A 17440-nucleotide genomic window follows, 5' to 3' on the forward strand; every position below is an offset into this window, starting at 1 on the left:
GTGGACGTTAGGATTCGCAACTAAGTAGCTCACGATTGCCGTTCGACTGTATCGGTCCGACCACCGAGCCCTCCATCGCTTCCAGCAGGCGCGCCGCGCGGTTGTAGCCGATGCTCAGGTGGCGCTGGATCAGCGATAGCGAGGCGCGTTGGTTCGTGCGCACCACGGCCACGGCCTGGTCGTACAGCGGATCGGTGGCGCTGCCGTCGCCGGCTGGTACGTCGGCGCCCAGGCTCGTCACCACGCGCTGCTCGCGCACAGGCTCGTCGCCGGCTGCAGGGAGCGGGCTTGGTTCCACGATCTCGACCGCCGCGACCAGGAACAGTTGGGCCGAAGTCGAGCCGGTGGCCTGCTCCTTCGCCAGTGCGATGGCTGCCTCGATGGCGCCACCGGCTTCATCCATGCGCTCCCGGACGCGCGCCATGTAAGGTTCGATCGTCTGCTCGTACAGCGCACCCAGCACATGGCGGTGGAGCGCGCGCTGTTTGTACAGCTCCGCCCCCAGGCGCACGGCCCGCTCGATCTTCGGCTGGCCGGCCGGTGCCGCGCGGGTATCTTCACCAGCCTCGCCCACCGTCGCTTCGCCGCCCAGCGCTTCCACCACGTCGGCCAGCATCTTCGCCAACTCGCCGGTCATGAGCATGAAGTCGCCGTCGAAGCGCTCGTCGTCGTTGCGGCTGGTGCCGCGCGTTTCCTCCGTCAGCACGTCGAGCGTCTTGACCGACTTGATGGCCAGGGTCTCGTCCAGCACGAACGAAATTTTGCTGTCCCAGGTCATGGCCAGGCGCGTGCACTGTTTGCCGGCCTTGAAGTGACGGCGCAACTCGTCCGGTTCGAGCGTGTGGCGCTTCCACTGAACGGTGGCCTTGCTCTCGCCAGTGGCGCGCAGCGTCGCATCTTGGTCAATGGTGAAGCCGGCAGGCGCCTCGTCGGTCGAGAGCCATTCGGTCATGACGCCCACCGGCGAGCGCTGCACGCGCAGGCTTTCTAGAGGCAAGCGGTCGACGGCCTTGAGCAGCAACTTGATCACCTCGTCGGCCTTCGACGGGCTGGCCGCATCCACCACCAGCCAGCCGTTCACCGGATCGATCCAGGTCCAGATGTTCGATTCGATGCTGAAAGCGCGCGGCAGCAGTTCGTCGGCGACTCGCTCCTTCAATTCCTTCATCGCCTTCTTCCCCGGCGCGAAGCCTTGGGCTTCTTCCATTTCGGCGGCGCGCGCCTTCGTCACCTGGTTGATGACGGTGGCTGGCAGCAGCTTCTTCTCGCCGCGCAGGCGTATCAGCATTTGCTTGTTCACGGCATGCACCAGGCCGCCTTCCTTGCGCGGCTCGTCCCAGCCTTGGCGAACCAACTCGCTGCTGCTGGCTGGTGTGAACTTGTTCGACGCCAGCGCCTCGGCCAGCGCCTCGGTGGTCATTTGCCAATTTTTCGGCAGTCGATAAATTTGGAGATTCTTAAACCACATGGCTGATCCTATTCTGAAAATACGACGCCGCGCGCGGTGCCGAAGGCATACAAAAATTCAATAAACTGCGCCGCTTCCTTCACGTAGAACTCGGCGGTCTGGATGCCGAGCTGTACGGTGCGGCGCCCGTCGAAGCTCACGGTGACGCGGCCGTCGTGATGCAGCGGCGTGCAGGCCAGGCGCATCTCTTCGGCAAACTCGTCCACCAGCAGGCGCTTCATGTCGTCCGCGTCCCACTTGCGGCCGATGTGCTCAATCTGTTTCGCGATCTCGCCGATCATCGCGTGGTACTTTTCCTCCTGGGCGCGCTTCTTGCGGGGCTCCGAAAAGACGACCATCCAGCCTTCCGGGGCCGTGCCGGCAAACGCGGCCGCGCGGCGCCGGGCCTCGGCGTGGACTAGGAAAAACGTCTGGCGCGTCATGGCGGTGCTCCCGCAGCGATCGTGATTACTACCGACAGGAACAACCGCTGTGCCACCGCGCGCGTCTCGTCCAGCGTCAGGCCGGTGATGGTGATCAGCTCACCATTCGGGCGCTGCATCACTGCGCCCAGCGTGCCCTGGTCGTCAAGCTGGCCGACTTCGACCAGCGTGCCGGCGGCGATCATGGGCAGCACCTTGGCGAGCAGCCGCCCAGCTTTATTGCATTGGGGTGCGCGAAGTCTTCCGGCGTGCCGTACCACTCGCATACGCGCTCACAACCCTCACAGTCGTAGTAGAGCTTGCCCCGCCGCAGGGTCAGACCTTCCGGTAAGCTTGCCTCGAACACTTCTTCTGCCAGCGCGCGGGCGGTGGCGCGGTTCTGGTAGCGCTGCTGGGCGTTCATGTAGCGACAGCCTTCACCGGTGTCACCCGGTCCAGGAGGTAGCAGCCACGAATGCCATCGAGCCAGATCACGGCGCTATGGCCGCTGAGCACCTGAGCTTCACTGGTGGTAATGGTCTCGCGGACCTCGCCGCCGTCGAGCAGCACCGTGACGGCGGCACCGACCTGATTCGCAGCGTTGAACTTGTCGCACGCGGCCTGCAAGCTCGGGGCCGATGGAATGCGGCGGCTCACGCCGCAACTCCTGGCGTCGCCGGCTCGGCTGCGACTGGCGCCGCTGGCACCCCCATGTTCTGGTACGGGTGCTTTTCCTTGTGCGGCTGAATGTGCTGGATGAAGTGCTTGCCGACCGACTCGGCGCTGGCGAATGCGGTGTACTCCTGCGCCGTGAAGTTGGCGTAGTGGTAGACGTTGCCGGGCGCGCCCTTGGCGAAGAACTGGATGGCCAGGGTCTGGCTGGCGGGGTCGTGGCCGATGGCGTGCAGTTTGCTGGACTTGACCGGGGTGAGCGGGATGCTGTTTGCGTTCATGGATGGCTCCTGATGGTGAACGGGTTAGACGGAAAACTTGGCCTGGACGGCGGCGATGTGGCGGCTCAGCGCAGCGCACATGCGCGGGAAATCTGCTTCGTGGTACAGCTTGGCGGCACGATCGGTGGCCACCGGCGCGAAGCCCAGCGAGGTCAGGAAGTCGGCCGTGAGGGAAATACCCAGGCGCTCGCCGATCTGACCCAGGCGCAGTGCCGGCGCCGTGGTGGCATCGCCTGCGCTGGCGGCGCTGCTGGCCGAGAACAGGTCATCGGCGACGGCAGTGCCGGCCTGTGCGTTGGCGAGGTCCGTGAGCTGGCCCTGGTCAGCCAGTGCGTCGGCCTTTTCCTGCGCCAGGCTCTGGTGGGCGGCGGCGAGGGCGCTTTCGCGGGTGGGTTGCGCGTCCTGGGCTACACGCTCGGCGGCCTGCTGTTCCATCTTCGCCTTCGTTTCGGCAGCCACGCGGTTGCGCTCGGCCTGGTCGGCGGCGGCTTGGCGCTCGGCAGCGGCTTTCGCCTCGGCCGCCTGGCGTTCGGCGTCGGCGCGGCGCTGGGCGGCCAGCTCGGCAGCGGCGGCTGCTTCCGCCTTGGCCTTTTCTTCGGCCGCGATCTTGGCGCGCAGCGCTTCCTGCTTGGTGGCCTCAGCGCGCTCGTGGTCGGCGATGCGCGTGCGCACCACCAGCTGAAAGTCGTCCATCGGCTTGGCGATGATCTGCGCCATGTCCATGAACAGGTGGCCGTAGCCGGCGGCGTTCTCTTTGCACCAGGCCTGCTTGATGCGGTAGTCGGCGGCCCGCTGGTTGGCTTCGATCTTGGCGTTCGCCAGTGTGGTGTTGACGGCATCGTGCAGGCTGGCCAGCGTGCGCTTGTTCTTCATGGCACCGGCGAAGTCGGGCGGCAGCAGCGCCAGGCGCAGCGGTACGATTTCTTTTTCCAGCGCTGCGATGTGGTCGACGTACTCGCGCTTGCCCTCATTGAGGATCGTTTCCTTGATCTGCTCCTTCCGGGTCTTGACCAGCTTTTCCAGATCCAGCCGCTTGGCGCGGAATTGGGCCTTGATGTGGTCGACCGTGCGCATCACCTCGTCGATGGTCGAGGTCTGCGCCAACGCGGCAGCCTTCGCCAGCTCGAGCTTGTCCTCGGCCTCACCACAGAATTTGACGTTGTATTCGGCGTCCGCGAAATCTTGGTCATCCTGCAGGTCCGTCTTGATCGTCGAAAGGAACTTCTCGGCCGCTTTCTGATAGACCATCAGGTTGCTGCTGACCACCTTGCCCTCCGTGTGCACGACCAGTGCAGGCAGCGCGGCGGCTGGCGCGGCCTCAGGCTTCACGGCGTGGTCCACCTGCTTGTAGTTGGCGACGTCGGCGTCGAACTGCTCCCAGCCGGCGCGGATCCGGTCGAACCAGGCGGCATCCGGGTACACCCACATCCAGACCATGTTTTCTTCGCTGCCGTCCGACACCATGAACATCCACTTCTCGGCGCCGGTCACCATCAGCTGCTGCTGGACCTGCGGCTTGTGGTCGTCGGGCAGGTCGTTGGCGGCAACGGCGGCGGCCAGCTCTTCGTTCCACTGCTTGTGCTCGAAGCCGATGGTCTCGTCCATGTTCAGGCCGTCGCAGGATGCGCTCTCGCGGCCCAGCGACAGCGTGACTGGGTAGAGTTCGTCAGCGAGGATCTTCTCGGCGTTGGGGCGCGCCAGCGCCTCCACCTCGTGGCCGTAGTCCAGGATGTTCTCCTGCACCCAGTCGCTGAATTCTTTGGCCAGGCCGGTGGCCTTCATGCGCACCAGTTCGGTACGGCTTACCTTCTTCGACAGGCCTAGCATGGCGGCGGCCTCGCTGGCGCCGTGGTGCGCGAAGCGGAAGGCGTGCCAGTCGTCGCTGCCTTGCAGCAGGTTGTGGATTTCACGGGTGAGGGTGTTCTCGCGTTGCATGATGTGTCCTAGTAGTTTTCGTGGTTTGGTCGGTGGTTGCGCTGCGGATTACTCTTGCTCGTGAGCCCAGCTGTCGATGGTCATCTTCTGGCTCTCTGTGAACGTGGCGCGGGTGCTCAACATGGCGATCAGCTGGGCCGGTGTCTTTTTCTTGCTCAAGATCATTTCGCGCCATGCCGGCGCTTTTTCCTTGAACAGCTCATCGGTACATTCGGGCAACTGGTCAATGGTGTGCGGTTCAGCGACAGCCTCGCGCGGCGCCGGCGTGATGTCGCGCATTTCCCGGCTCGATTCGTCGAGCTCGTCGGGGGTGTAGACGCCTAGGATTACGTCCGGTGCGTAAAGACGCGCCCAGCGCTTCACGGCCAGGTAGGCGAGTTGCTGCTTGGGATCGGTGGCCCACAGCGGCGAGTTGCGCACGCTGGCCTGCACCAGCAGCAGTTCGAGCACGCGCGGCACCGACTCGCCGCGCAGCGTGGCCGAGATACGGATGCCCAGGCCAATCTCGGCGTTCAGGTCATAGTCGGGCGTGTGGAACTGATAGGCCTTCTTGTAGTCCTTGTCACCCTTCTTGCCTTTCTCCGGCACGGTCACCACACGCGTCTTGCCGATGATCTTTTCCCAGGCGCCGAACCACTCATAGTTGAAGCGGTCTTGCGTCACGCCGCTGGATACGATGGCCGCATTCACCAGTTGCCCTTCGTAGCCCAGCGCGCCGTTGACCACGTGCGTTTTTTGCGCAACGGCGAACGGGTTCATTTGCCACTGCATGGCCTGCATAATCACGGCCGCGCAGTCGGATGCACTGCTCTTGAGGTGGTCGGGGATCGTCGCGCGGCCCTTGGCCATGATGTCGGCCAGGCGCATGATGCTTTCCATGCTGGCGACGTCGAGGACGAGTGATGCGGTGCTGGCCGGCGCCATCGGCGTACTCGACAACTGCATGGCGGATTGGGACTCACGGGTAACTGCGTTCATGCTTCTCTCCAGGTGGACTTCGTTGTTGCCGCCGGTGGCGGAAAAATTCGTGGTACTGCGGCGCCGGCTACTTATCGACCTTGCCGGTCCAGATTTCTTGCTCGTGCTGCGCGGCGCGGGCGTCGGCTTGCTGCATGTAGCCGTAGGTGGCCGCAACCAACGTGAGCAGGGCGCCGATGGTCAGGATTTCACGCAGCTTCATGACCAACCCTCCCTTGCTCGGTGTATCGGGACATCACCCGGTTGCGCCGCAGCTGGATCGCCGCCTCGATCGCCTGGCGCCGCTCGCTGGCCGGCGCGCCGAGGCCCTCCATCGCGATCTCCAGCACCCGCAGTTCGTGGCCGCTCATGTGAGCGTTGTCGGCGAACAGCGAGACGATCCTGCGCAGCGCCTTCTCAGCCGGCGCTGGCTCGGCGTCGAGCAACTGGGCCAGCAGGCCCGGCTCCAGGGCGCTCACGTGCGCACCATGGCGGTTACGCCCAGCGCGCCAGCGTCGTACAGCGCGTCAACAATGGCGGCCAGCTTGCCGATGGCAGTGCGGCGTTCGGTGCTGCCGTCCGCGTGCTTGATGGTGAGCTGGTAGATCATGGCAACACCACCGATTGCAGGACGCCGAACCAGAGCGCGCCGGCGACGGCGCTGCCGATCACAAAGCCACCGATCGAACCGACCAGGATGGCGCGAAGAAAACGATATTTCACGAGGCGGCTCCTTCCCGGTCGGTCATTTGCAGGCGGATCGCGTTGCGGCCGGCCGTGGCGGGTGCGCTGCAGCAGCCGCCGGCGGGCACGTACTCAGCCGCGTCCAGGTTGCCGCTGGTGAGCGCATCCTCGAAACCGCTGTCCTGATAGTCGAATGCCAGGGCGCTGGAAACGGCGAGGCGCGAGGCGCGGCCGGCGGTGATGTGGCGGGCGATCACTTGGCGCGCTCCACCAGCATGGCATCGGCAAACGCATATGCACGGGCGGCGATCTCCTGCTCATTTCCGTATTGGCAGCTACCTTTGGTCTTGTTTTCGATCATCGGCGCCAACGACTGCGCCGCGAAGTAGTCGCGCAGCGACATGCCGCCGTGCGCCTCGGTATCAATCCGCTCTTGGCCGTCGCTGTCGATGCCGGTTATGGTCGCTTCAAGGCATGGGAATGCCGGGCCGCCGTTATTGGTGATGCTCATGCCACTCTCCCTGTTCGATTCGTTGTTGGGGACCGCGTTCGCCGGTCGCTGCGTGTGGTAAGTGCCGAAGCAGACCCTACCCACCCCTCTTGTGCATGGATTCGAACCATGTTCCTTCCTGTCTGCCAGGCGTGCTGCCGGATACACCTTCACAAGTCGTCACCACATGGCTGCTGACTGCCCCACCAAATCCGCCCGCGCACTGCACCAGCTCTACCTGTGTGTGTGTTCCCGCTCCTCGGCAATCAGCAGCCACGTGGTTCCCGCGCTTGCCCGGCGCGGGACGGGTAGTGCTGGCGGCCTGCACGCCGCCGTTGTGTCACGCTGCCTGCACCTGCGAGGGGCGGTAGCTGCCGACCTTGTTGTCGCCCAGGTCGATGTCGTAGTAGCTGCCCTTCGAGCCCGGGCGCTCCTTGAGGAACTTGCCTTGCACGACCTTGCTGCGGGCGCGGACGGTGACCTTCTGGCCAGGTTTGAAAGTGGTCGGAGTAGCTGCTGCCATGTGATGCCTTTCTATGGTTGGTGGTGGCCGGATACGCCGGCCGGCGGCACGGGGCGAGTGCGACGCGGGCATGCTGATCCCACAGGGGCTATTTCTTCGCCTGCCAAGGCTGAGCCGGGTGGTAGCAGCGCCCGGCGACCGCATACGGATCAGGGTGGCTCGAAGTTGCGTTCCCACTCGTGGCGCTCGATGCGCGCCTCGTCGATCGAGACCAGGCGCAGTTCGTGGGCGCTCGGCAGGTGGTCGTCGCACCAGTCGTCGAACTGCAGCAGCTGGTCGCGGGAGAAGAGGGCGGTCAGCGCCACCGTCTCGCCGGTCAGCGTCACGTCCGTCACGTCGTAGCCGGAGCCATCGAGCAGGCCGTGCAAGTCCAGCAGCAGGCCGTCGTGCTCGTGGCCTACGACCAGCACGCGGCTGTCGGGCGCCACGGTCGGCTGCTGGTCGCGCAGCACCACCGGCGCGGCGCAGGCTTTGAGCAGGGCGGGGTTGATCGGGGCATTCATTGGGCGGCCTGGATCGCGTCGAAGGCCAGTGCAAGCACGTCGGCGTCGTATGTGTTGACCTCGCCGAACTGCTCCATGGCGCGGCCGATCAGCAGGCCGTCAGCGCGGCTCAGCGCTGCAGCTTTGCGACCAATGCGGCTCAGCGTAGCCAGCGGCAGGTCGGCGCCGCGTGTAGCGCAGAACTGGGCCACGGTGACCATTCCGGTGGCGGCAGGTGCCAGCTTCGGCACCAGGGCCAGCTTGCGCGCCGGCACCAGGTTGCGGATTGCGTCGCCGGCCAGCTCGGTGAAGTTGAAGGTGCTACCGGCGTGGACGCCCACGATCAGGGCGATCATTTCCGCACCTGGGCGGCGTGCGCGGCATCACCGCGGTGCTGGGCTTCTGCAAGTGCTGCAAGTTCGGCTGGTGACATTTCGTTCTCCATCGCTGTTGGTGTGTCGATGAAGTGAACTATAGCAATTTGCTTTTGCTTTTACAATAGCAAATTGCATTTAATTTGCTTTGGATGCGAACGCTGGGGGGGGGGCACGAAAAAAGATCCTAGAATCGGAGCTTTTCGTGACCTACGGTTGTAAAAAAGCCCGCTAGTGCGGGCTAAGTTAGGGAGAGGGGGGACTCAAATGCGATTCCCGGATAAACGGGAATCCTCTGAATTTAGGCCTTCGCGGGTGCCGTTAGCAATTTCGGTAAGTACGTAAGGGCTACTGGGTCGCGTTCTTGGAAGTACTTCAGGGCCTTCTGCGGCAGCCATACGTTGTTGAAATGGGCCCGGAAATCGGCCAAATACTCATTTGGATAAAGTCGTGCATCAACCACCCTCCCATCCATATAGCGATGCTTGTAACTCGGGAACATAGACGGTTCAACCCCTTTTTCATCGCGTATCCACTTAGAAAACATTCGACCCTCTGAGATATCCGGCACCAATCCCTCGGGAAGGGTATAACCTTCCGATTCCATAGGCGCGATGAGGCCAAAAATAATTTCGTTCAGCATTGAAAAATGTGTTGCGGGAATCGCACCGCGATTTACCATGTATCGTTGAATATGAACTGGAAGATTTCCGCCGCCCGCCATACCGGGCACTCCCCCAGCCATCCATTCTGATACCCACTGCGTCACACGCACCGCGAATACCGGCGACAACCACTGTGCAAGGTGGATGGCGACTTGGGGGTGGACCCAAGTACCCGCGCCTTGCGCCGAAAATACAAGAGATTGGACTGGGATTTTGGTGTGGCGGCCCAGCTCCTCGAGGAACGCCTGCGTGTTGTCTGTAGAACGATAGTGATTCCACTGCTTGTTCGCGGCTTTGCACATTGCGGTTGCGTTGATAAAACCGTCGACTGCGCGCTGGCCGATAGTTACGCCATCGGCCTCGTGCTGAATGAGCGCCAGTTCAAGTTGCGTGTTCTTCATATTTTTAGAATTCTATCTCGAGGAGTGAGTGGGCTGGAGTTGGTAAGATTTGACTATGCTGAGCGTTAAAAATAAGGACCGAAAGATATTGGTCGCAGTGATCAGGATGACGAAGAACGCGACGATCACCACGTGCTGAAGTTGCTGGCGTTTTGCGCGAGCTGCGTGAACCGGGCTCGATATCATCGGCACAAATAGATAGTGATGAGCTGACACACAGGGGGGGGAGCCTTCCCCCTTCCAAGCTCCTAGCTCACCATCCAACTAGTTGGCGCCGTTGACAATAGCCTGCTTGCTTTCACCTGCCTTTACCTCGACGATTCCGGTAACCAGTCCGCCTTGTGCTCCGTGGAATGGAACATCCCAAGTTATCTCGGTTCGGATGTAATAAGAGCCTGCGGGGATATTCGAGAACTTGAAGCGGCCGTCGGCATCGGCGGTGGTCGATCTGCGCGCGCTCACGAACTTGGGAAATGGCGGTACGGTGCTCTTATAGCGCCACACTTTTCCCGCTTGGTACCACCATGCGCGACTGACTTCCGTAACTGGATCGATGGTTACTAGGCGGCCGGCTGCCTTGACGGTGCCGCCTCCTTTTTGCGCCAAGAAAGCCTGACCCACAATCTCCGAATTGCCATCTACAAGATAGGGCTCATACTCAGCCTCGGCGCTCGAACTGAACTGCTTGTACGTCGGAGCTGGAGGCCTGGAAGCGCACCCGGCGAGTGCCGCTATGGCGAGAGCTGCGATGATTGGTTTTTTCATGATCCCTTTTTTTGTGGAAATTACAAATGAGAGGATTATATGAAAAATTGCTAATCGGAAATCTAACCAATTGTCACTAAATGTGGTCAGTTTCTCGCTTTATTACTCTGCCGATGATGCCGCAGTCGCCACTTCGGCAGCCTTTGGGCCTGTGACGGGTTTGGTCCGGATTGTCCGAGAACAACCACCACTCGCCGCGCTCTTTCACCAAGCGCTTGATCACCGATTCGCCGTCGTAGTTGAAAGCGTAGACAGCGCCGTCCTTCATGACCTTGTCGGCCGTATCGATAATCACCACGTCGCCCGCGTATAAATTCGGCTCCATGCTCTCGCCGGTGACGGTCAAGGCCATCAGCGTATTTGGATCTATGTCTCTGCGGTCCACCCAGTTCTTGGGCAGGCTGACCGTATCTCCGTCATAAATGTCAGGAATCGTTTGGAAGCCAGTAACGCCTGCGCGCAGTTGCAGCTTCACTTTCTTGATGAAGTAGAAATTCGGATCGCCTGTCTCAGCGATGACGACGCGCATCGCGCCAGGAAGGAGGGCTTGCGCTTGCTCAAACGTCAACGGTGTATCGACTTCGGTTCCGTGTGGGAGATCCAGCCACCCGACTTCTTTCCCGCATCCAGCCTCTAATTTGCGTGCGAGCGCGTCACCGACTCCGCGCGGCGTGCCTGTCGATGACTTCGCACCGTTGAGGATCTGGCTGAGATACATCGGGGCGGTGCCGGCGAGCTGCGCTACAGCATCGGCCGTCTTGAACTCACGGACAAGGGCGCGAAGGTTTTCGATTCGTAATTCTTTGGAGGTAGCCATCGGCGCATTTAATAGCAAAGTGCTTTGGTTTGGAATACGCAATTTGCTATTGACGATGTAAAAGCAAATTGCTATAGTGGGTTCATGGAACTCATAAACTTCGTTAAAGAGCGCGGCGCGCAGCGCGCGCTGGCCCAAAAATTGGCGATCACCCCCGTGCTTATCAGCCAGTGGGCCAATCGTTTGCGGCCAATTCCGCCTGAGCGCTGCGTCGAAATTGAGCGCGCCACCAATGGCCAAGTCACCCGCAAAGACCTGCGCCCAGACGACTGGCAGAACATCTGGCCGGAACTCGCGCCATCGTGCGCCGCCAATGCGCCCAGCGCCGTGACCCAGCTCAATCCTGCCGGAGAAGCTGCATGAAGGCCGCCCTCAATCGCATCGCTGCGATGCTCGGCTACGTCCCGGCGCCCGCCAAGCTCGCGCCGAGCGTCATCACGATGGAGCTCAAGTACGAGATCGACGGCGCACCGGTGGATGCCGCAATAGCCAAGCTTGATCAACTGGCCGACGCCGCGCGCGGCGCCGAGGCCGCGATCAACGACGCGCTGCTTGCGCAAGAGGGCGAGTTCATCAGCGCTGAGCTGGTGGCTGATGACACCCAGGCGCTGATCCTCGACGAGTTGCGGAAGCTGGCCACGCTGGCGGAAGTGCTGGCAAAGCAGGGCGACATCACCGTCGCCGCGCGCAGCACCGCATGCGCCGATCTCTGCTCGGTCATTCGCCCCGCCACTGGCGCTGCCGCATCCGGCTTACCTGGCTGACGGCGCTCACCACCCCGAATTTGTAACGTCGCCGGCCCTAGACCTGCCGGTTTAAATCCTGAAGTCCGCATCACTATAGGAGCAACACATGAGCACCACCCAACGCAAGCCGGATCCCCGCTTGAACGTCGTCAAGGTCTACCTCGGCGACGAGGAGCAGGCCACTTTGCAGAGCCACTGCGCTGCCGCAGATATCAGCATCAGCGGTTTCCTCCGCCAGGCTGGCATGCGCATCGCGACGGCACACCAGCAGGTTACCCGCTTCCCGAGCCGCCAAGAAGGGGCTGGTGTAGGCCTGCGCCGGGCCTTCTCGTTCCCGGGTCAGGCCCAGGGCGTGCGCCGCGTGTCGCGCGGTGCGCTGCGCCCGATGCGCTCCTGAATCGCAACCAAGTCCCGCACCCGCCGGGCGCAACCAAAGGAAGAGCCGTGAACCACCTCAAAATCGCTGATATACCGATTCGTACCGATGAAGCAGGACGCTTCTCGCTGAACGACCTGCATAAGGCCGCCGGCGGCGAAGCCCGCCATAAGCCGCACGACTTCCTTCGAAGTCAGCAGACGCAAGCATTGGTGAGCGAGCTCGCAGGAGAGGAAAGCGATACGGGAATTCCCGCATCGGTCGTCAGCATCAAGGGCGGTCTCAACCAAGGCACCTACGCCGGGAAGGAACTGGTATACGCCTATGCGATGTGGATCAGTGCCAAGTTCCACCTGCAGGTTATCCGCACGTTCGACGCGGTGGCCAACGGCGCGCTGCCGGCACCAGCTGCAAAGGCCGTGCGCGCGGCGCCCGTGAAGTCGCCAGTGATGGTTGCGGCCGGCATGATGCCCGCCCTGGTGCGCGCGCTGCGTTGCTGCGGCATCGACAAGAACGCTGCCGCCATCGGCGCCAACCAGATCGCCACGGCGCAGACCGGCGTGAACCTGCTCGCGCTGGCCGGCCAGCAGCATCTGCCGACGCCTGATCAAGAAATCTGCTTCACGCCCACCGAGTTGGGACATCGCCGCTGCATCAGCGCCAAGACGTTCAACCGCACCCTTGCCGACGCCGGCCTGCAAGAACGCGTCGGCGAGCACTGGGTTCCGACCGCGAAGGGCCGGCCGCACGCTGTCGTCCTCGACACCGGCAAGGCGCACGGCAACGGCACCCCGATCCAGCAGGTGAAGTGGAAAGATTCAGTGCTGGCGGAGGTGGCATTGTGAATAGCCCGTCGAATAATCAGCCGCGCCCAGCAGCGGTAGAGCAGGGCGCGCTGCCAGCGTTGCCCGAGTGGGCCTACCGCGACGACCTGGGCGGCCTGGTGCCGAGCGAGATCCGCACGGCGCTGAACGAGCACGCCCGCGCCGCCTGGAACATGGGGCTGGACACTGGCCTGCTGCACGCGCCTGCCGTCACCGACACCGACTTGCCCGAGCTGCGAGACCACCTGGCCACGGCCAAGGTCATGGACCGCTCGATCACTCTGTCGCCGGCTGCCGCTGACGCGTTGTACCTGGCGGCGACCACGCCGCCCACCGAGGCTAAATCTGTCACCACCGCGCCGCAGGTGGCCGGCTACATCGAGCCGCAGGAAATTCCGTGCATCGGCCAGTGCCGCACCACGCTGTGGGCCACGAAGCAAAGCCCGGGCGCGATGGCCGTGTACTTGCCAGCGCCGGCCGCGCCCGCCACAACCGACGTGTGCGCCGAAATGCGCGCGCTGTGCAGCAGCTGCGGCGGCACCGGCGACGTCACCCGAATTGATGGCGAGTGGCTGGGTTACTGCAATTGCGGGAGCGCCAAGTGAGCCACCAAGACGAAGACAAAGGCCGGGTGAAGCTGGCCGTGCTGGTGCGTGAAATGCGCGAGAACCTGGCCGCCCACATCGAGATAGCGCAACTCAGCGCGAAGATCGGCCGCGCCAAGTATCTGGCGCTCGTGGCCGAAGGCTTCACTGAGCAGCAGGCGCTGGAGCTGTGCAAATGAGCGCCGACCTCAACGGTTTGAGCCGCAATGCGCTGTCCGCAGCAATGCGCGGCGGAACTGCCGGCTGGGGCGAGATCGGTTCGTCACATCGCCATGTGCGCTACAGCGAACCACTGCCGCAACGGCCAGGCCGCAAGAGGAAATGCTGGTGCGGCTGTGGCGGCCCGCGCACCCATACGGGCATGGCGAACGGCTGCGCGCTCACCTCGGCGTGCGAGTTGGGCATCGCGCGCTGGGTGCGCACTGGCGACGTGAAGCCTCGCCGCACTGCCGGGGCACCGCCATGACACCAGGCCCCGTGCCGCCCAGCGTGCGCGCGCTGCTGGAATACCTGATTACCGAACACCGATTGAAAAATTACGCCGAATTGGCGAGGGAAATGGAAGAGACGTCATCGACCATCAGCCGCCTGCTGCGCAGAGGGCAGCGCCTCTCGGCAAAACAGATTTTGCGCATCCATGAGTACTACGGCATGGGCGTGCAGGAAATCCGCGAAAGATCAGGGCAGATCGACTAATCGCGGAAATAGAAAAGCCGGCGTGCAGGCCGGCTTCGTACAACAAACTACTTTGGAGTAGCGATGATATCACACAAGCAAGCGAGGTCCGAATCGTGACGACCTCGATCAACTACACCGAGAGCAAAACCTTGGCGGCCGTCAAGGATTGGCGGACCACTGACAAGGCCAAGATCGGCGCCGCGCCGGCCGAGAAGAGCACCGCTGTCAAAAAACACCGCCACAGCGAGCAGAAGCTGCGCGACTGCGCCGACCAGCTGCTGAAAGGTGAGGGTGGCCGGCCATGACGCATAAACGCGCACCCCACCACGGCAGCCGCACCTTGCTGCTGCTCGCGGCATTGAAGCAAGGCCCCGCCACTTTTTACCAGCTGTGCGAACGCGCCAACATCGAGATCGAGAAGGCCGCAGATGAGCACGCCGTTCGCAATATGGTCAGCAACATGATCGGCCGCAACGTCAGTTTTGACGGTCTGCTCTACCGCTTGACCGATGCATCTCGCGATCCGACCGCCGCCGGCCAGGTCGCTGGCCCTGCGTACCGCGGCACGCCGTACCACGCGCCGGTTCGCATCGTCCGCCGCGCTGCCGGAGCGCGAGCATGAGGCGCGACGACCCTCCCGAAGAAATCACTTACGGCTCCGTATGCAGCGGCATCGAAGCCGCCACCGAGGCTTGGCACCCGATGGGCTGGCGCGCGGCATGGTTGGCCGAGATCGAGCCGTTCCCGGCCCGGGTGTTGCATCACCACTACGGCGCCGGTCGCCCTGTCCACATGCCGGATCCCGACGAGCTCAGCGACGACCTCTCTCAGGAAGATCGCGACGCGAGGCGCGCCGCAATCAAGGCCGTAAGCATGTTGCCGGCTGTGGCCACCGGGCCACAGAACTTGGGCGATATGACGAAGATCGCCGCCATGGTGCGCGCTCGCGCGGTGGCTGCACCGGCGGCACTCGTCGGTGGCACGCCTTGCCAAGCCTTCTCAATTGCCGGCCTACGCGAATCGCTTGGCGACGCGCGCGGCCAGCTCACACTTTCTTTTGTGGATTTAGCCAATGCAATCGACGCAGCTCGACATGTTCTCGACCTCCCCGAGTGCATCATCATCTGGGAAAATGTCCCCGGAGTTCTCAGCACCAGCGACAACGCTTTCGGCTGCTTTTTGGCAGCGCTTGCCGGCGAGGATAGCCCACTGCTCCCACCAGGGGGCAAATGGCCGAACGCTGGTTGTGTCTTTGGACCCCAAAGGCGTATTGCCTGGAGAGTCCTTGATGCCCAATATTTCGGAGTGGCCCAACGACGCCGTCGTGTGTTCGTTGTCGCAAGTGCTCGAGACGGGTTTGATCCCGCAGCGGTACTTTTTGAGCAAGATGGCGTGCGTCGGGATTCTCCGCCGAGCCGCGAAGCGAAAGAAGACGCTGCCGGAACAGTTAGAGCGAGCGCTGGCCGCCGTGGCGGAGTCCAGGATGAATGCGGCTTAGGGCTTCAAGCCGTTGCCACGCCGTCCCTCGCCCGCTGTGTCACAGCGGGCGAGGGACGGCGGCAGGACTACGAGACGTGCACCATCGTTCCAGTGCTGTCTGCACCGATAGCTCGCAGCGTTGAGCGCCGGCGCGGCGATGGCCTCGACACGCTGATCACCGGCACGCTGCTTGCGAACGATAAGGCAGCAGGAAGCGCCACGCAACAGGATGCCGAGGCCGGCATGTTGGTGCCGATCGCGTTCAGCATGAAGGACTACGGCGGCGACGCGAGCTTTGATCTGGCGTCGACGCTCCGGGCTGGAAATCACGCAACTAGCCACGCCAACGGCGGCCAGCCGCCAGCGATAGCGTTTGCCGCTGACGACTACAAGAACGGCACATTCTCTGCCGTGGATGTCTCTGGCGCGTTGACCACATCCGCTGACCGCACAAGGGCTGCCCCGATTGTTTGCGAGGGCAACACGAATTCCAGCAGCACGCCCGGCCTGGGTGCAATGCATGCCCAAGATTTCTGCTACGCAATTCAGGCCGGCGCACTCCGTACGAACCCGAATAGTGGCCCCGATGGCGTAGGCGTTCAGGCTCACATCGCCTACACGCTTGAGGCGCGTGCCGAGGTGCAAGCCGTGTGCATCACCGGCGAGGTCACCCATACGCTCAAGGCCGAAGGCTTCGACGCCAGCGAGGATGGCTCTGGGCGAGGGCAGCCGATAGCGGCCGCACCGCTGCCTATTGGTCTAGACGAAGAACAGAATGCGATGGTCGACGCGTTTGGTTGCCTAAAGGCACGCAGCAAGGGTGGGGGATTTGAAGGCTCCGTCATGCAGTCGGACATGGCCGTTCGTCGCCTCACTCCGCGCGAGTGCGAGCGTCTGCAGTCTTTCCCTGACTTCCACACCCTCATCCCTATGAAGATCGTTACGGCCAGTCGCGCAGAAACGATGTTGGTGAAAGGCGATCCAGTCATGGAGATTGCCGGCGTCTGGTGGGCCTTGTCCGCTGACGGACCGCGCTACAAGGCATTGGGCAATTCCATGTGCGTGTTCAACATGCGCTGGATCGGGCGCCGCGTGCATTTCGCCCTGACAGGCGCGTGGCCGGCGTGCGCGAACTTCATGCATGAGCGTGAAGTGGGTTGGGTGGCTGCGTGATGAGAGAGTCAGTCCAGCAGCAACTGCTCACCCGCCTTAAAGCAGATCTCCGAAAGTTCATGCAAGGAAGCGTCGATTGCGTTAAGCATCTTGATGGAGTCAAAAATTGCAATTGCTCTGTCCGCAGGAACTGTGGATTTCAGTACCACCAGCCTGATGTGGGCGGGAAAATTAAGTGTGAGCGCCCCAGTCGTAAGCAATCCAGCCGCAGCCTTTTCTTTCAACGGGATTATGGGAATAAGATCATCAGCCTCCCACAACTCAATGCTTTTGATTTTATGTATGCAGCGCTCAATTGCAACATCGCCACTGGCGATATCAATTGCGTCGAGGAGATCTTTGGCGGCCAACCCGATTACCTCCCTAATATCTTGCAGCTTGTATGTCAGGGCGCTGGCGTGAATTCGTGCTCGAACAAGCGCCTCTCGCTCCAGCCGACGTGTCTGGGCGGTAGCAAGCCACACGGTCCCTATCAATGCGCCGACTGTGCCGACGGCACCGACCCACATAGCCCAGTCACCGCTACTCATTTGAGCGCGCAGCCCAGTCAATATCAATGCCGCTAAAAGAGATCCAGCCAGCATCGGGTACTTCACAACCCGCGTTTTGAAATATTTGAGTTCGATTGCCATAAAGGAATCTTA

31 protein-coding genes and 1 pseudogene are annotated in these 17440 nt (G+C 62.5%); 11 read left to right on the forward strand and 21 right to left on the reverse strand.

Features of this window, described 5'->3' with window-relative positions:
• Positions 1 to 7: 7 nt before the first annotated feature.
• The 20 genes and pseudogenes from SR858_RS11020 to SR858_RS11115 all read right to left on the reverse strand — a co-directional run bounded on the left by SR858_RS11020 (position 8) and on the right by SR858_RS11115 (position 10915).
• The gene (locus SR858_RS11020) at positions 8 to 424 is read right to left on the reverse strand and encodes a DNA translocase FtsK (RefSeq protein WP_322534615.1); all 417 of its coding nucleotides are present in this window, start codon (positions 422 to 424) and stop codon (positions 8 to 10) included.
• 141 nt (positions 425 to 565) lie between these two features.
• Positions 566 to 1468, reverse strand: a pseudogene (locus SR858_RS11025) (recombination-associated protein RdgC); the annotation flags it as partial.
• An 8-nt stretch (positions 1469 to 1476) separates the two neighbouring features.
• Positions 1477 to 1890, reverse strand: coding sequence for a recombination protein NinB (locus tag SR858_RS11030; protein ID WP_019920837.1), 414 nt, complete (start codon positions 1888 to 1890; stop codon positions 1477 to 1479).
• Positions 1887 to 2075 (reverse strand): hypothetical protein, encoded by a 189-nt coding sequence (locus SR858_RS11035; protein ID WP_019920838.1) that lies wholly within the window; start codon positions 2073 to 2075, stop codon positions 1887 to 1889. Before SR858_RS11035 ends, SR858_RS11030 begins: the two co-directional genes overlap by 4 nt.
• Complete coding sequence (locus tag SR858_RS11040; protein WP_154819792.1) at positions 2072 to 2293, reverse strand: hypothetical protein; 222 nt, start codon at positions 2291 to 2293, stop codon at positions 2072 to 2074. Before SR858_RS11040 ends, SR858_RS11035 begins: the two co-directional genes overlap by 4 nt.
• Complete coding sequence (locus SR858_RS11045; RefSeq protein ID WP_019920839.1) at positions 2290 to 2526, reverse strand: hypothetical protein; 237 nt, start codon at positions 2524 to 2526, stop codon at positions 2290 to 2292. Before SR858_RS11045 ends, SR858_RS11040 begins: the two co-directional genes overlap by 4 nt.
• On the reverse strand, positions 2523 to 2822 hold the full coding sequence (locus SR858_RS11050) for a KTSC domain-containing protein (RefSeq protein ID WP_019920840.1): 300 nt from the start codon (positions 2820 to 2822) through the stop codon (positions 2523 to 2525). The genes SR858_RS11045 and SR858_RS11050 overlap by 4 nt, the downstream gene beginning before the upstream one ends.
• Before the next feature lie 24 nt (positions 2823 to 2846).
• A complete protein-coding gene (locus SR858_RS11055) occupies positions 2847 to 4757 on the reverse strand; it encodes a YqaJ viral recombinase family protein (RefSeq protein ID WP_019920841.1) in 1911 nt (636 codons plus the stop codon).
• Positions 4758 to 4805: 48 nt separating this feature from the next.
• A complete protein-coding gene (locus SR858_RS11060) occupies positions 4806 to 5735 on the reverse strand; it encodes a RecT family recombinase (RefSeq protein ID WP_322534559.1) in 930 nt (309 codons plus the stop codon).
• A 67-nt stretch (positions 5736 to 5802) separates the two neighbouring features.
• Positions 5803 to 5937 (reverse strand): hypothetical protein, encoded by a 135-nt coding sequence (locus SR858_RS11065; RefSeq protein ID WP_019920843.1) that lies wholly within the window; start codon positions 5935 to 5937, stop codon positions 5803 to 5805.
• On the reverse strand, positions 5924 to 6193 hold the full coding sequence (locus tag SR858_RS11070; protein WP_019920844.1) for a hypothetical protein: 270 nt from the start codon (positions 6191 to 6193) through the stop codon (positions 5924 to 5926). Before SR858_RS11070 ends, SR858_RS11065 begins: the two co-directional genes overlap by 14 nt.
• Positions 6190 to 6324, reverse strand: coding sequence for a hypothetical protein (locus SR858_RS11075; protein ID WP_019920845.1), 135 nt, complete (start codon positions 6322 to 6324; stop codon positions 6190 to 6192). Before SR858_RS11075 ends, SR858_RS11070 begins: the two co-directional genes overlap by 4 nt.
• 109 nt (positions 6325 to 6433) lie before the next feature.
• Positions 6434 to 6655, reverse strand: coding sequence for a hypothetical protein (locus SR858_RS11080; protein WP_019920847.1), 222 nt, complete (start codon positions 6653 to 6655; stop codon positions 6434 to 6436).
• Positions 6652 to 6909 (reverse strand): hypothetical protein, encoded by a 258-nt coding sequence (locus SR858_RS11085; protein WP_019920848.1) that lies wholly within the window; start codon positions 6907 to 6909, stop codon positions 6652 to 6654. The genes SR858_RS11080 and SR858_RS11085 overlap by 4 nt, the downstream gene beginning before the upstream one ends.
• Positions 6910 to 7228: 319 nt before the next feature.
• A complete protein-coding gene (locus SR858_RS11090; RefSeq protein WP_019920849.1) occupies positions 7229 to 7411 on the reverse strand; it encodes a hypothetical protein in 183 nt (60 codons plus the stop codon).
• Between the two features lie 149 nt (positions 7412 to 7560).
• Positions 7561 to 7914, reverse strand: a complete 354-nt coding sequence (locus tag SR858_RS11095; RefSeq protein ID WP_019920850.1) for a hypothetical protein — start codon at positions 7912 to 7914, stop codon at positions 7561 to 7563.
• Positions 7911 to 8249, reverse strand: a complete 339-nt coding sequence (locus SR858_RS11100; protein WP_019920851.1) for a hypothetical protein — start codon at positions 8247 to 8249, stop codon at positions 7911 to 7913. Before SR858_RS11100 ends, SR858_RS11095 begins: the two co-directional genes overlap by 4 nt.
• A gap of 319 nt (positions 8250 to 8568) precedes the next feature.
• Complete coding sequence (locus SR858_RS11105; protein WP_019920852.1) at positions 8569 to 9333, reverse strand: KilA-N domain-containing protein; 765 nt, start codon at positions 9331 to 9333, stop codon at positions 8569 to 8571.
• Positions 9334 to 9597: 264 nt separating this feature from the next.
• Positions 9598 to 10098: a lipoprotein gene (locus SR858_RS11110; RefSeq protein ID WP_019920853.1), complete on the reverse strand. Its 501-nt coding sequence runs from the start codon at positions 10096 to 10098 to the stop codon at positions 9598 to 9600.
• A gap of 76 nt (positions 10099 to 10174) precedes the next feature.
• Complete coding sequence (locus SR858_RS11115; RefSeq protein ID WP_019920854.1) at positions 10175 to 10915, reverse strand: S24 family peptidase; 741 nt, start codon at positions 10913 to 10915, stop codon at positions 10175 to 10177.
• Between the two features lie 84 nt (positions 10916 to 10999).
• Here SR858_RS11115 and SR858_RS11120 point away from each other — a divergent pair, with 84 nt between their 5' ends.
• The 11 genes from SR858_RS11120 to SR858_RS11170 all read left to right on the forward strand — a co-directional run bounded on the left by SR858_RS11120 (position 11000) and on the right by SR858_RS11170 (position 16796).
• Positions 11000 to 11278, forward strand: a complete 279-nt coding sequence (locus SR858_RS11120; RefSeq protein ID WP_019920855.1) for a transcriptional regulator — start codon at positions 11000 to 11002, stop codon at positions 11276 to 11278.
• Positions 11275 to 11679, forward strand: a complete 405-nt coding sequence (locus SR858_RS11125) for a hypothetical protein (protein ID WP_019920856.1) — start codon at positions 11275 to 11277, stop codon at positions 11677 to 11679. Before SR858_RS11120 ends, SR858_RS11125 begins: the two co-directional genes overlap by 4 nt.
• A gap of 88 nt (positions 11680 to 11767) precedes the next feature.
• Positions 11768 to 12058 carry a hypothetical protein gene (locus SR858_RS11130; protein WP_019920857.1) on the forward strand — a complete coding sequence of 97 codons (291 nt, stop codon included), beginning with the start codon at positions 11768 to 11770 and terminating at the stop codon, positions 12056 to 12058.
• A 47-nt stretch (positions 12059 to 12105) separates the two neighbouring features.
• The gene (locus tag SR858_RS11135) at positions 12106 to 12882 is read left to right on the forward strand and encodes a KilA-N domain-containing protein (RefSeq protein WP_019920858.1); all 777 of its coding nucleotides are present in this window, start codon (positions 12106 to 12108) and stop codon (positions 12880 to 12882) included.
• The gene (locus SR858_RS11140; RefSeq protein ID WP_019920859.1) at positions 12879 to 13466 is read left to right on the forward strand and encodes a hypothetical protein; all 588 of its coding nucleotides are present in this window, start codon (positions 12879 to 12881) and stop codon (positions 13464 to 13466) included. Before SR858_RS11135 ends, SR858_RS11140 begins: the two co-directional genes overlap by 4 nt.
• Positions 13463 to 13645 carry a hypothetical protein gene (locus SR858_RS11145; protein WP_019920860.1) on the forward strand — a complete coding sequence of 61 codons (183 nt, stop codon included), beginning with the start codon at positions 13463 to 13465 and terminating at the stop codon, positions 13643 to 13645. The genes SR858_RS11140 and SR858_RS11145 overlap by 4 nt, the downstream gene beginning before the upstream one ends.
• Positions 13642 to 13932 (forward strand): hypothetical protein, encoded by a 291-nt coding sequence (locus tag SR858_RS11150; RefSeq protein WP_019920861.1) that lies wholly within the window; start codon positions 13642 to 13644, stop codon positions 13930 to 13932. The genes SR858_RS11145 and SR858_RS11150 overlap by 4 nt, the downstream gene beginning before the upstream one ends.
• Complete coding sequence (locus SR858_RS11155; RefSeq protein ID WP_019920862.1) at positions 13929 to 14162, forward strand: hypothetical protein; 234 nt, start codon at positions 13929 to 13931, stop codon at positions 14160 to 14162. Before SR858_RS11150 ends, SR858_RS11155 begins: the two co-directional genes overlap by 4 nt.
• Positions 14163 to 14257: 95 nt before the next feature.
• The gene (locus tag SR858_RS11160) at positions 14258 to 14449 is read left to right on the forward strand and encodes a hypothetical protein (protein WP_019920863.1); all 192 of its coding nucleotides are present in this window, start codon (positions 14258 to 14260) and stop codon (positions 14447 to 14449) included.
• Positions 14446 to 14766 (forward strand): hypothetical protein, encoded by a 321-nt coding sequence (locus SR858_RS11165; RefSeq protein ID WP_019920864.1) that lies wholly within the window; start codon positions 14446 to 14448, stop codon positions 14764 to 14766. The genes SR858_RS11160 and SR858_RS11165 overlap by 4 nt, the downstream gene beginning before the upstream one ends.
• On the forward strand, positions 14763 to 16796 hold the full coding sequence (locus tag SR858_RS11170; protein WP_019920865.1) for a DNA cytosine methyltransferase: 2034 nt from the start codon (positions 14763 to 14765) through the stop codon (positions 16794 to 16796). Before SR858_RS11165 ends, SR858_RS11170 begins: the two co-directional genes overlap by 4 nt.
• An 8-nt stretch (positions 16797 to 16804) precedes the next feature.
• Here SR858_RS11170 and SR858_RS11175 read toward each other — a convergent pair whose 3' ends face one another.
• Positions 16805 to 17428: a hypothetical protein gene (locus tag SR858_RS11175; RefSeq protein ID WP_019920866.1), complete on the reverse strand. Its 624-nt coding sequence runs from the start codon at positions 17426 to 17428 to the stop codon at positions 16805 to 16807.
• Positions 17429 to 17440: the final 12 nt, after the last annotated feature.

The organism is Duganella zoogloeoides, assembly GCF_034479515.1.
GTDB classification, from domain to species: Bacteria; Pseudomonadota; Gammaproteobacteria; order Burkholderiales; family Burkholderiaceae_D; genus Rugamonas; species Rugamonas zoogloeoides.